This window comes from Ruegeria sp. CE8, from assembly GCF_056537465.1.
Map to the genome: position 1 here is coordinate 136,909 of NZ_JBQFRP010000001.1, position 12,847 is coordinate 149,755.

Sequence of the window (12,847 nt, forward strand, 5' to 3'; positions counted from 1 at the left end):
CCAGTCATGCAAACAAGAACCAAGAGAAATGCTCGAGTGGTCCTGCTGGCCCTGCTCCCAATAATGGGGGCAGGGTTTGTCAGTGCAGAGGAAACCAGCAAGCCCGGCGGTATTTCCATCGAGCTGAGCTCGGCAGAGGCGAGGGGGCGAAACTGCCTGCTGAGTTTCGTGGCCAAAAACTCCTATGACACCGATATCGACAGTGCCGTTTACGAAACCGTCCTTTTTGGATCCGAAGGTCAGGTGGCATTACTGACCTTGCTGGATTTTGCGGAACTGCCCGCCGGACGCCCCCGAGTGCGTCAGTTCCAATTCAACGACATGGCCTGCAACGAGATCAGCCGAATTCTGATTAACGGAGTGCAAGAGTGTGAAACCCAAGGCGGTATGGCGGATGCCTGCCTGAGCGGGCTCGAACTCAAAAGCCGTCTAGAAACCGAGGTGATTGGCTAAAGTCATGAATGCGATACTTCAAAAGCTGATGGATATTCTGGCGCTGGGCGGGCCGGTTGTGGCCATCCTGATCCTGACGTCCATCGCAACACTCTCGTTGGTTTTATACAAGCTTTGGCAATTCAGGGCGGCGGGGGTTGGTCGTCACATCGAGCTTTCGCGGGCGATTCAAGCGTGGGATCGTCAGGATCACGCGGGCACCCGTGCGCATCTCAACAAAAGCCGCAGCTATCTGGCCTCGGTGATTGCGATGGCGTTGTCCGGTGATGATCGCACATTGTCCGAGCGTGTCGATGCCGAAGCCGAAGCACGTTTCGCGCAGCTTGAGCAGGGGTTCAACGTGTTGGACATGGTGGCTCAGCTTGCACCGCTTTTGGGTCTTTTCGGAACTGTCCTCGGAATGATTGAGGCGTTTCAAACTCTTCAGGGCGCAGGCAACTCAGTGGACCCCTCATTGTTGGCTGGTGGTATATGGGTGGCACTGCTGACAACGGCGGCCGGGCTGGCCGTCGCAATGCCGACGTCGATGGTTTTGACGTGGTTCGAAGCCCGCATGAACCGTGAACGCACCTTTGCCAACCGCGCATTGCGGACGGTCTTTGCGCCGGGGCATGCGGATAACGAAGTCGCGGCTGGAGAGCCCGCGCAATCAGTCTTTGCCCATGGCACTTGACGTTCGCAAGAAGCGGCGCAGTCGCCTGTCGATGACGTCCCTGATTGACGTCATCTTTTTGTTGCTTCTGTTTTTCATGCTGACGTCGACTTTCTCGAAGTTTGGCGAGATTGAATTCGCCACCGCCGCTGCCGGAGGACCGGAAACGGATCGGGCCATCCGGTTTGTCAAACTCGAGGCCAATCGAATTCTCGTCGATGGAACGCTGGTATCCTTCGAAGATGTTGGCGAAAGGCTTGCTGATAGCAAGCCCCAGACAGCGCTGATCAGCCTCGGCCAGGACGCAACCTCTCAGCAGTTGATCGACCTTCTTACAGTCCTGAAGGGTATTGATCAGTTGCGCGCGCAGGTGATCGGATGATTCAGCTGAAACCCAAGGCAAAACAGGGCCGAGAGCCGACGATCGCGTTGATCAATGTTGTATTTCTGATGCTAATCTTCTTCATGATCGCGGGCACACTCGCGCCGCCGCTCAGCAAATCGGTGAAGCTTGTGGAAACCGGCGATCTGGAGGGGCGCGAGCCGCCGGATGCTTTGGTCATTCGCAGCGATGGCACGCTGGAATACCGTGGCGCGGAACTCACGGGTGCCGAAGCGTATGTCGAACGCGCATCCATCGATCTGCCGCTGGACGACGTTCGCGTCGTGCCTGACCGTGCCTTGCCTGCGGTCAAGTTGAAAGAGGTCAGCGATACGCTGCGCAAGCTGGGCGCAAAGAAGGTCTATGTGGTCACCGAAAGGGGTTTGCAATGATACCCCGATCACGTGGCGCCGCCATAACCGCTTTGGCATTGGCCGCAGCAACGCACGTCCTCGCGTTGCATGACTTTTCCGCAGGTGAAACAGTGCACATAGAAGGAGGCGGCTCGGGTGAGGTCACCGCCTTGGGAGATTCATTCAAAGACTACGTCACTGGGGCCACCGCCTCTGCACCTTCGGCCATGCGCCAAAAATCAGTGACGCCCGCTCAACAGCAACCCTCGGTCACGCCGATATCCCAAGCCGAGGCGAGCGTTCCGCAGACGACCCGTCCCGCGGCTCCGAACAGCGCGGCGGCGGTCGCGGTGATCAACCCGCAAAAGCCAGTGGAGCCGGAGACAGCAAAGGCCCCAGAGCTACAGCCCACGAAAGCCGCCGCTTCGCAGCCGGAGGAGGTAACGCCACCTGAACCGGTGGAGCAGAAGGTCAATCAGATTGCATCGAAGCAGGGCAACTCGGAAAAGTCGGCCCAAAAGGGCAGCGCATCCGGAAAAACGAGCAAAGGTGCTGCGACAGCGAAAGAAACCAAGTCAAAATCGGCGGTGCAGGGTAACGCCGAGGCCAGTAACTACGCGGGGCATGTGAAGCGAAAAATCACGCGTGTAAAGCGCAAGAGCGTCAATATCCGGGGCGCGGCTCTGGTGAGCTTTCGGATCGGCGACAATGGTGACTTGCTTAGTGTCAGCATCACACGCAGCTCGGGGTCTGAGCGACTGGATCAAGTGGCCCTTGCCCAAGTGCGCGCTGCTGCTCCGTTTCAGCCACCACCAGCTGCGGCGAGGCGTGATTACACGATCGAGATCGTCGGCAAGTGACGGGGTCTTTCTGAGTCAATGTCACTCCAATTCAATCGCGACTTCAGAAGTGTTGTTTCTGAGAAGGCCGGTTTCCGGTCCAGACTTGTGTCCGCGCTCAGGGGTCCAAATAGTATCTTCCTAAAGATCTGCGGGCCGAATGAACGAGACTTAGAGATCTGCCGCGGCAAAGCGTATTATAGTTTTCAGGTTAGGCCTTGGCCTTGCCGATTTAATACGCGCCGTAGCGATCAATTGCTCGATCAGTTTCAGGACATTGGTGCGGGCCTGACCATTAACAAGATTCCCGGATTCAATCGCTTTCTCAATTTGCCTAATCCAAGTCAGGGCCGCGGTTCTTTTTGAAAACGTTGTTGAATTTGGAGAAGGCGACCCAGCCATAGTATTTTTGGCTGACCTGTGTCCGATGCGTGATGCCAGATTTGCCCTTGCGATCCACGGTAGCGCACATTACTTCCCATTCTTTGATTTGGCATACTGCGGATAAACGTTTGTGGAATGCCGCGTTCCAGTGAGTAAGCTAAAAGCTCAAAATACGGAAAACCCAGCAAAACAAGATCCGATCAGATCATCATACGAGCCAACAAAGATAGCCTAAATGACGGATAAGTCCTTAAAAACAAAGGCCGCGAGGCTGTCAGGTGCACCCATGATGGATTTGTGCGACTGATTGTAGGATTCTGAATTTAATAGACTGTTTAGGGGTGATTTCGGCATGTAGCACATACGTAGCAACTGTCCCGGCTTGATCATGAAGCTGCGCTTTACTCGGTTAGTTGTGCAGAATTTCAGCGTGCTGGGCAAACGACTGCTTCGTCGCAAAATGCGATGTGTCACCGGATCGCATTGAAGTTCGAAGACGAGGTCTAATCGACGAAGCCAAACCTGTCTTGCCAATGGATCCATCTTCTCCACTTTTTGCAACGCAAGTTATTTCTGCGGGGTTCATACCGAAATCCCGAAGAAGCAACTGTGCTGCACAATCTCGCCAACATTTCTCATGGTTTTCAATAGGAACCCGCCTCAGGTCAGCCAGTCATGGTGTTATAGCATTAGACAGTCGATCAGCATCCCTTTTGTTCTTGTGGCGGTAACGGGTACGATCAAAATGGGCGGTTCTGAACGCTCTGCAAATGATCGATAGTACTGTGATCCGCGTCCATCATCAGGCAGCGGTTACAAAAGGGGGACACCGAGACGGGGTTTCGGGCGTTCAAGAGGTGGCTTTACGACCAAGGTCCAACTTCTCGTCAATGCACACGATCTGCCAATGAGGACAGAGAACTCGCCCGGCCAGACATCCGATTATCGCGGTTTTGATCTGGTTATGGTCGACAATTTGCCCGGCCCGCGAGTATTACTTGCGGATTGCGGCTACGGTGTCGACAGCGGCAGGGCGAAAATGGAGGTCCGAGACTTGCAGCCCCAAATACCGATGCGGAAGTCCCGAAGGGAGCACATCGCTCTGGACCGATCGCTCTACCGTCTATGCAACCTCGTCGAACGCTGCTTCAACGAGCTCAAGAATGCCCGCCGCATCGCAACGCGTTACGATAAGACGATGGAGAGCTTCTCGGGATTCATCAATGTAACACCGATACGACACCGGCTCCGCAATTTGTCAACATGACTTTACCACTTGGAATGGACCAGGAGCTAAATGGCTAATAATTATTAACATTTCTTTCAAGAGACAAAGCTATTTGTCATTTAGGAACTGGGACCCCTAAATCAGATCTCTGACACCGTAATACATGTATGCAAGCGACAAACCGTGGCGGCGAAAGCTCGGGAGAGGGAATGTTGCCGGTTGTGTTTGTATGAAGTGAGGCAAGGGTGATTTGTAGGGCTTACCAGCTGCAATTCCTGCCAGCAGCCGCCCGGTATAGGTCGCCATTGCAACACCGCCGCCGTGATAGCCAAACCCCGACCAGGCGCGACGCCAGTTTCCAATCTGCCCGACAAAAGGGATAAGGCCTCGGGTGAGGCAGACCAGACCGCTCCAGTGAAACTCAGTTTCCGCATTGGTCAGCGCCGGGAACATCGCCTCGAATTCGCGGCGGATCTGACGCCGCATCCGCTGCATTGAGGCAGATGTGATATTGCTGGTGCCACGCATTCCAAACAGCACACGGTCGTCCGGCAGCAGACGAAAGTAGTGCAGCAGGTTACGGGTGTCGTAGGCGATGCGCCGGGTGGTCCACCCCTGGGTCTGTTTTTCCAGTTCGGTCAATGGCCGCGTGACCATGATATGTGACACCACCGGCAAATAGCGCCCCCGCAGCCAGTCCGGAAGGTTGTCGCTGCTGTAGCCGTTGCTGGCGACGATGAGACGATCAGCCTGAATCCGGCCGGCAGGCGTTTCTATGATGTAAGTGCCGCCCGGCTCTTCCTGCACCGAAAGCGCAGGGCTGCTGCCGTGAATCACAGCGCCGGCCTGCTGTGCCAGACGGGCCAGACCAGCAGCATACTTACCTGGGTTCAAGCCGAAGCCCTGGGGCAGCAGAAAACCACCGTGGAAACCGTCGCCGTGCAAGCCTTCCTGTTGCATCTCCTGTGCTGACAGAATCTGGCAATCAACCCCGGCATAGCGGCGCAGACCCTTCGCCACCTCTGGTAGTGCACGGGCGGCTGAGGCGTTGTGGGCCAGGCAGTATTCTCCGTCAACCTGGGCCTCTGCCTCAATGCCACCGCTGGAGGTGAGATCTCGGACCAGGGCGACGGCCTCCTTCTGGGCGCTGTAGAAAGCGCGCAGGTCATCCTCGCCGAAGCGGCGGATGATCGCGCTATCTCCCAGTTTGGCGCCGCCGAAGCCGCAGAATCCGGCATTACGCCCAGATGCCCCCCAGCCGGGCTGGGCGGCCTCGATTACAAGCGGCGCCTCGCCGTAGTCGCGGGCGAGATGCAGAGCCGTGCTGAGACCGGTGTAGCCAGCACCGATAATGGCCACGCCCGCGCGCCGATCCCCGTCCAGCGCCGGAAAGGCAGGCGTGGCAGGCATAGTAGCCTCCCAATAGCTGCCAATCGGTGTCTCGGTGTCATAGGCGTGGGCGTCGTAGATGCGGTGGAGATTTGGCATGGCGTTGGTCCGTTCCGGCGGCGCCCCTTCAGAGCGCTGCGATCACCTTGGTTTCAAGATATTCGAGAATACCTTCACGGCCGCCCTCTCGCCCGACTCCCGACCTCTTGATCCCACCGAAAGGAGAGCCCGCGCCAAGGAAGGCACCGTTCACATTGACCATACCCGAGTGCAGGGCGCGTGCGACGCGAGCCGCGCGGTCACTGTCGCCGGTTTGCACATAGGCAGAAAGGCCGTAAGGCGAGTCATTGGCAATGGCGATAGCTTCCGCCTCGTTGTCGAAGGGGATCATTACCAGAACCGGACCGAAGATTTCCTCCTGTGCGATGCGCATTGCATTGTTTACATCGGCAAAAATGGTGGGACGGGCATAGTAGCCAGTCTCAAATCCTTCAGGCTTGCCAGGTCCGCCAGCGACCAGCCGCGCGCCTTCGGCAATACCGGCCTCCATCATCTCCTGCACGCGGGCGTATTGCTGCGCGCTAGACAGCGGCCCCATGTGATCGCCCGGTTCAGCGGGGTTGCCGACGGTCATTTGCTCGCATTTCGCCTGCGCCAGTTCCACTGCGCGGTCATAGACGGTTTGCTCTACCAACATCCGGGTGGCGGCATCGCAACTCTGACCAGTATTGATGAAACAGGCTTCGATACCCTCGGTGACAGCAGTTTCCAGATCGCAATCGGCAAAGATCAGATTCGGGGATTTGCCACCTAGTTCCAGTGCCACCTTCTTGACCGTTTCCGCTGCGTCCCGAGTCACCGCGACACCGCCGCGGGTCGACCCGGTGAAGGACATCATGGCGACATCCGGGTGGCGTGACAGCGCAGCACCAACCACCGGGCCTTCGCCGTGAACTAGGTTGAATACACCCGCAGGTACACCAGCCTCATGCAGTACTTCAGCATAAAGAACCGCGGAAAGCGGTGTCAGTTCCGAGGGCTTCAGCACCATGGTGCAGCCCGCCGCCAGTGCAGGCGCGACTTTCAGCACGATCTGGTTGATTGGCCAGTTCCAGGGGGTAATCAGCCCGCAAACGCCTACCGGCATCCGCACAAGCGTGTCGCCGTTGGGCAGGGGTTCCTCGAAATCAAGCGCCTTCAGATCCGCGATGATGGCCTCCAGGTGGTCGATGCCCACCTGGGCCTGCATCTCACGCGACATGGAGATCGGGGCACCCATCTCCAATGAGATGGCCTGTGCAAAATCATCAACGCGGGCGGTGTAGACCTCCAGCACTCTTTCAAGGAGCGCGATTCGATTCTCCCGACTGGTGGCGGCAAAGGCGGGCAGCGCAGCCTTGGCTGCAGCAACTGCGGCATCGACGTCGGCTTCCTTGCCAAGTGCGAGATGGCCGAGAGACTGTTCGGTGGCAGGGTTGACCACATCAACAGTGCTGTTGCCGCAGGGTGTGGTCCAGTTGCCGCCGATATAGAACTGGGACATGTTGTACTGCATTGTCGTTTCCGATCTGGTTGGAGGGAAGGTCACGCGGCGGCCATTGCTGCGCGGGTTTCCTGTTTCTGGCGACGTTCTTGTCGGCGGTTGATGAGCGACGCGGCGATGACACCGGTGGCGACGACGCCTATCAGCATGGTCGAAAGAGCATTGATCTCGGGCGAGACACCAAGCCGGACGGAGGAATAGAGCTTCATCGGCAAAGTGGTGGAGCCGGGTCCTGAGGTAAAGGTAGCGATCACCAGATCATCGAGTGACAGAGTGAATGACAATAGCCAGGCCGAGATCACTGCAGGCGCGATTACCGGCAGGGTCACCTGACGGAAGGCGGAAAACGGAGTGCAACCCAGGTCGAGGGCCGCATCCTCCAGCGACCTGTCAAAACTTGACAGCCGGGAGGTGACCACCACCGAGGCATAGCACATGGAAAAGGTCGCATGAGCGACGGTGATGGTCCAAAACCCACGGTCGAGACCAATGGCAACAAACAGCAACAGAAGCGACAGGCCGGTCACCACTTCGGGCATTACCAGAGGAGCAAAGATCATGCCGGAGAACAGCGTGCGCCCTGGAAAGCGACCCATGCGGACCATGACGATAGCGCTGAGCGTACCCAGAACCGTGGCAAGAGTCGCGGAGACGAAGGCGATGCGGATAGTTATCCAGGCGGCCTCAAGGTAAGCCTCATTGTTCAGCACGATACCATACCATTTGGTGCTGAAGCCGCCCCAGACTGTGACGAGGCGCGAGTCGTTGAAGGAATAGACCACCACCAGCAGCAGCGGCAAATAGAGGAAGGCAAAGCCTAAGGTCAGCGATGTCAGGTTGAACAAGTTGAAGCGGCGGATCATCCCAATTCCTCCTGATGTTTCTGCTGATGGCGTTGAAACAGTACGATCGGCACTATCAGGATAGTAAGCAGCACGATGGCCACGGCCGCAGCGACGCCCCAGTCGCGGTTGGAGAAGAACTCGAGCCACAGGGTCTTGCCGATCATCAGTGTGCCGGATCCGCCCAGAAGGTCAGGAATCACGAATTCGCCGATTGCGGGAATGAAGACCAGAAAACAACCTGCGATCACCCCCGGCAGCGATAGCGGCAAAGTGATCTGGCGAAAGGCTGCAAATGCACTGCAGCCGAGGTCTTCGGCCGCTTCCAGCAGGCGGCCGTCGATCCGCTCCAGTGAGGCGTATAGCGGCAGGATCATGAACGGCAGGTAGGAATAGACGATGCCGATATAGACCGCGATTTCGGTGTGGATGATGGCCAGCGGCTGGTCGATGAGGCCGAGCTTCATCAGGGTGAGGTTCAGGAACCCCTCGTTCTTGAGAATGCCGATCCAAGCGTAGATGCGGATCAGGAAGCTGGTCCAGAACGGCAGGATTACCAGTAGCAGGAGCGTCTTGCGCCATTCCTGCGGAGCCTTGGCCATGGCATAGGCAACCGGGTAGCCGATCAGCAGGGCGAGGAGGGTTGCGATAGCGGCGACCTTGACGCTGTTGAGGTAGGCCTTGAGGTAGATGCCGTCCTCGGCCAGCCAGAGGAAATTCTCGAAATCAAGTTCCGCGAAGGATGCGCGCAGTCCGGCAAGCCCCTCATCCAGGCTGAAGGTGGGGGCATAGGGCGGGCTGGCGGTGACGGAATCCGACAGGGAAATCTTGATGACGATCAGGAAGGGCACCAGGAAAAAAAGCGTCAACCACAGGTAGGGCACGAGGATAAGCAGGCGTCGTGATGTAATCATGATCCTGCCCTCACGCGTCGACCAGCACGCAGGCACCTGCGCGCCAGCTGAGCCAGACCCTATCGTTCCAGTCGATCTCGCGCCGTGAGGTCAGCAACCGGTTGGCTTCCTGCGCACGGATCAGAAGGCCTCCGTCAAGCCGAACCAGAAAGGTTGAGGCGCTGCCGGTATAGGAAATTTCTTCGACTGTACCCTCGACCATGTTCACGTTGTGCGCTGCTGCCGGTTGGTCCTTGGTGAGGTGGATTTTCTCGGGGCGCAGCACCAAGATCTTGCGAGCACCGGGCGTCAGAACATCACCGGGCTGTGGGCGGAATACCAGTTGGGTGCCGCCGTCCCAACGGGCTATCGCCAGTTCTCCCTCCATGCCCGACAGCTCGATATCCAACAGGTTCACATTACCAATGAAGTCAGCAACATAGCTGGATGCAGGGTGTTCATATATCCGCGCGGGCGTGTCGGTCTGCAAGAGCTTGCCTGCCTTCATCACAGCGATACGAGAGGAAACGGTCATTGCCTCTTCCTGATCATGAGTGACGATTATGAAGGTAAGGCCCAGCCGGTCCTGAACGTCCATCAGTTGAAACTGTGTTTCCTCGCGCAGCTTTTTGTCGAGCGCGCCCAGCGGCTCGTCCAACAGCAGCACTTTGGGTTTCTTGGCCAAAGAGCGCGCCAACGCCACCCGCTGCATCTGTCCGCCAGACAATTGGTGTGGCTTGCGGTCTTCAAACCCTTCGAGCTGTACCAGCGCAAGCATCTCGTCCACACGGTCCTGAATGTCGCGCTTCTTCCAGCGTTCCTGCTTGAGACCGAAGCCGATGTTCTTGGCCACCGACATATGTGGAAACAACGCGTAGGACTGGAACATCATATTGATCGGTCGCCGGTTTGCCGGGATACCTGTAAGATCCTGCCCATCCAGCAGAATGCGGCCCGAAGTTGCGTCTTCGAAACCCGCCAGCAAACGCATCATCGTGGTCTTGCCGCAGCCGGAGGGGCCGAGGAGCGAAAAGAACTCGCGTTCCTGAATGTCCAGGTTCAGATCCGAGATTGCGGTGAAGCCGCCAAAGGTCTTGGTCACATTCTCGAAGCGGATCAATGGTGTCCGGGGCTGTTCCTGCGGACTGGCAGGTTCGGCGTGGGCGGCATGGGCCGGATCAAAGAGGTTCATTGCTGCAGGTTCCTCTGTCGCTGGTCTCTGCCGCGGACCGGGCGGGTGCTGCGGCAGAGCTAAGGATGCGCGGCCCGAAAGCCGCGCGTCAGGTCACTCGCCGGTACGGACTTTCGACCATGTGCGGGTGTAAAGTCGCTCGGTCTTTCGGTCCTGCAACACAGGAGTAGTCAGCATCTCCATCGTCTCTTCGGTCGGATAGACGGCGGGATTGCTGGTCAGCTCCGGGTCTATCTCAGCCTGGGCGGTGAAGTTGGCGCTGCCGTAGCGGATGAAGTTGGCATTCTGGGCCGACACCGAGGGCTGCATCAGGTAGTTCAGGAAGGCGTGGGCCTCGTCCACGTTTTTGGCATCGGCCAAAATGGCAAGGCCATCAAAATCCAGCAGCGTGCCTTCTTCCGGGATGATGTATTCCAGATTGACGCCATTGCTGGCCTCTTTAGCGCCGTCCGCAGCCCAGTAGGCATCACCGCTCCAGGTCAAGCCGAGGCAGGCGTCGCCATCCGACAGCGCTCCTATCATGCCATCGGTCGAAATCTGGGCGATATTGCCACGGATTGCGCCGATATGCGCTCCGGCCGCCGCAATCTGGTCCTTGTCGCTGGTATTCGGGTCATAGCCCATATCGATCAACGCCGCACCAATCACATCGATTGGGGAATCAGCGATCATCACGCTGCAATCTGTCAGTTTGCCGGAAATCTCAGGATCAAACAGCAAGTCCCAGGATTTGGGATGGTCTTCGCCCAGGCGCTCGGTCAGCTTGCCGGTGTTATACGCGATGCCGAAGGTCCACCAGTTGTAGGGCACCAGATATTCGTTGCCAGGATCGAAGGTTTCGATCAGTCCGGCGATTTTGGGCCAGACATGTTCCAGGTTCGGAATCTTGGATTTGTCGATCTTCTGAAGCACGCCGGCCGAAATCAGCCGCGCAGTGCCGGTGGAGGAGGGCACAATGATGTCATAACCTGAGCTTCCTGCGAGCACTTTGGTTTCCAGCATCGCGTTTGAATCATAGGTGTCATAAGTGACGTCGATTCCGGTTTCCGCTTCAAAAGCTTCGATGATCGCAGGGTCGAGATAGTCGCTCCAGTTATAGATCACCAGTTCGCCCTCTGCCGCAGCAGCGATGCCCCAGATAGTGGCGGCTCCTACCATAAGGCTGGTTGTCAGCTTGGTATTCATGGTTTCCTCCCGTGATGGGGTTGCGTTTTCTTGCGGTGCGGGCCTCAGGCCCGCTCCCGTTCCAGTTCGAGCCCCTGACCCAGCAATTCCTGAGTGGCGTGTTCGACACCTTCGGTAAGCATGTCGAACATGTCGTCGATCTGCGCCTTGGTGATCACCAGCGGCGGTGAGAAAATCGCCATGTTGCCATAGGGGCGGACCATCAGGCCCAGTTCCTGGCAGCGGGCGTCAATGACGGCACCAATGCTCGCATCAATCTCGGCACTGGCCTGACCATCGCGGGTCAGCGAGCATTCAATGCAGCCCACCAACCCCATTCCACGCACATCCACAATCAGCGGCAGTTCCAGCATTTGACTCAGGCGCTTCTGGAAATGCGGAGTCACGCTGCGGACGTGCTCCAAAATGCCGTCGCGCTCGAAGATCTCGATGTTTTTGAGACCGGCGGCGGCACAAACCGGGTGCCCGGAATAAGTGTAGCCGCTGGTGAAATAGACGTCCTTGGAGATATCACCTTCGATGTCCTTGAACAGACGGTCAGAGAAGATCGCGGCCCCCATCGGGGCATAGCCCGAAGTTAACCCCTTGGCGCAGGTGATAATATCCGGAGTGACACCGAAGAGTTCCTCGGACGCGAACCAGTGGCCAAGTCTGCCAAAGCCGGTGACGACCTCGTCTGAAATGTAAAGGACGTCATGTTTGCGGCATACCTCCAGGCAGCGTTTGTGGTAGCCTGTGGGCGGTACGATCACGCCACCGGAGCCTAGCACCGGTTCGGCGATGAAGGCGGCGACGTTATCCGCGCCCAGGTCCAAAATGGCATTTTCCAGATCTGCGACTTTTTCATCGAGGAAGGCTTCAATGCTCATGCCTTTCGGTCGGCGAAAGGCGTTCACGTCCGGCAGGAAATGAGGAATGACCTGATCGGTGTCAAACCACTGGCGCTCACTCGGCTTGCCGCTGAGTGACGCGGTTAGATAGGTGCCGCCGTGATAGGCATGGGCCCGGGTAATGATGCGCTTCTTGGACGGCTTGCCCAGCAGGTTGTTTCGGAAATGGACAAAGCGGATGGCGGTATCAACCGCGGTGGAACCGCCGGTGGTGAAATAAACCCGGTTGAGGTCGCCCGGTGCCCGTTCTGCAATCGCATGGGCGAATTCTGCGCTGACTGACGTGGCCTCGCTGAAGGGCGAACAATAGGCCATCTTGCGGGCTTGCGCCGCCATTGCATCGGCAATTTCAGTGTTGCCATAGCCGAGCTGCATGCACCACATGCCGCCGGGGCCGTCGATCACCTTGTTGCCGTGCTCGTCGTAGACATAGATGCCCTCGGCATATTCGCTGAACGTCCTGTCTGCTTTACCGGCGCCTTGGACTTCCAGCCCTTCCCACGGATGGAAGTAATTCTCCTTGTCCCATGTTTTATAGTTTTCGAAGTCGTTTCCAAATCTGGTCATCACGGCCCTCTGTCCGGAGTTGTTGCTTTCATGAATGAACGTACATACATTTGAT

At 57.5% G+C, this 12,847-nt stretch carries 12 protein-coding genes and 1 pseudogene; 6 read left to right on the forward strand and 7 right to left on the reverse strand.

From position 1 onward, the window contains the following. Positions 1–6: 6 nt before the first annotated feature. From ACR0AA_RS00695 to ACR0AA_RS00720, 6 genes and pseudogenes are all read left to right on the forward strand, one after another. Entirely contained in the window at positions 7–453 is a 447-nt protein-coding gene (locus ACR0AA_RS00695) for a hypothetical protein (RefSeq protein ID WP_480660998.1), read from the forward strand. Positions 454–457: 4 nt separating this feature from the next. Then, entirely contained in the window at positions 458–1,126 is a 669-nt protein-coding gene (locus tag ACR0AA_RS00700; RefSeq protein ID WP_480660996.1) for a MotA/TolQ/ExbB proton channel family protein, read from the forward strand. Next, positions 1,116–1,487 (forward strand): biopolymer transporter ExbD, encoded by a 372-nt coding sequence (locus ACR0AA_RS00705; RefSeq protein WP_480660995.1) that lies wholly within the window; start codon positions 1,116–1,118, stop codon positions 1,485–1,487. The genes ACR0AA_RS00700 and ACR0AA_RS00705 overlap by 11 nt, the downstream gene beginning before the upstream one ends. Next, positions 1,484–1,879: an ExbD/TolR family protein gene (locus tag ACR0AA_RS00710; protein WP_480660993.1), complete on the forward strand. Its 396-nt coding sequence runs from the start codon at positions 1,484–1,486 to the stop codon at positions 1,877–1,879. Before ACR0AA_RS00705 ends, ACR0AA_RS00710 begins: the two co-directional genes overlap by 4 nt. After that, a complete protein-coding gene (locus ACR0AA_RS00715) occupies positions 1,876–2,700 on the forward strand; it encodes an energy transducer TonB (RefSeq protein ID WP_480660991.1) in 825 nt (274 codons plus the stop codon). The genes ACR0AA_RS00710 and ACR0AA_RS00715 overlap by 4 nt, the downstream gene beginning before the upstream one ends. Positions 2,701–3,827: 1,127 nt before the next feature. Continuing rightward, positions 3,828–4,330: pseudogene (locus ACR0AA_RS00720) on the forward strand (IS5 family transposase); the annotation flags it as partial. Positions 4,331–4,426: 96 nt separating this feature from the next. Here the strand turns inward: ACR0AA_RS00720 and ACR0AA_RS00725 are convergent. The 7 genes from ACR0AA_RS00725 to ACR0AA_RS00755 all read right to left on the reverse strand — a co-directional run bounded on the left by ACR0AA_RS00725 (position 4,427) and on the right by ACR0AA_RS00755 (position 12,792). Continuing rightward, positions 4,427–5,779, reverse strand: coding sequence for an NAD(P)/FAD-dependent oxidoreductase (locus tag ACR0AA_RS00725; RefSeq protein WP_480660989.1), 1,353 nt, complete (start codon positions 5,777–5,779; stop codon positions 4,427–4,429). Positions 5,780–5,807: 28 nt separating this feature from the next. Continuing rightward, entirely contained in the window at positions 5,808–7,235 is a 1,428-nt protein-coding gene (locus ACR0AA_RS00730) for an aldehyde dehydrogenase family protein (protein ID WP_480755261.1), read from the reverse strand. A gap of 29 nt (positions 7,236–7,264) precedes the next feature. Beyond that, entirely contained in the window at positions 7,265–8,086 is an 822-nt protein-coding gene (locus ACR0AA_RS00735; RefSeq protein WP_480660985.1) for an ABC transporter permease, read from the reverse strand. Continuing rightward, on the reverse strand, positions 8,083–8,979 hold the full coding sequence (locus ACR0AA_RS00740; RefSeq protein ID WP_480660983.1) for an ABC transporter permease subunit: 897 nt from the start codon (positions 8,977–8,979) through the stop codon (positions 8,083–8,085). Before ACR0AA_RS00740 ends, ACR0AA_RS00735 begins: the two co-directional genes overlap by 4 nt. 10 nt (positions 8,980–8,989) lie before the next feature. Then, positions 8,990–10,150: an ABC transporter ATP-binding protein gene (locus tag ACR0AA_RS00745; protein WP_480660982.1), complete on the reverse strand. Its 1,161-nt coding sequence runs from the start codon at positions 10,148–10,150 to the stop codon at positions 8,990–8,992. 93 nt (positions 10,151–10,243) lie between these two features. Further along, positions 10,244–11,335 carry an extracellular solute-binding protein gene (locus ACR0AA_RS00750; RefSeq protein WP_480660980.1) on the reverse strand — a complete coding sequence of 364 codons (1,092 nt, stop codon included), beginning with the start codon at positions 11,333–11,335 and terminating at the stop codon, positions 10,244–10,246. A 44-nt stretch (positions 11,336–11,379) separates the two neighbouring features. Next, the gene (locus ACR0AA_RS00755) at positions 11,380–12,792 is read right to left on the reverse strand and encodes an aminotransferase (protein ID WP_480755262.1); all 1,413 of its coding nucleotides are present in this window, start codon (positions 12,790–12,792) and stop codon (positions 11,380–11,382) included. Positions 12,793–12,847 lie beyond the last annotated feature (55 nt).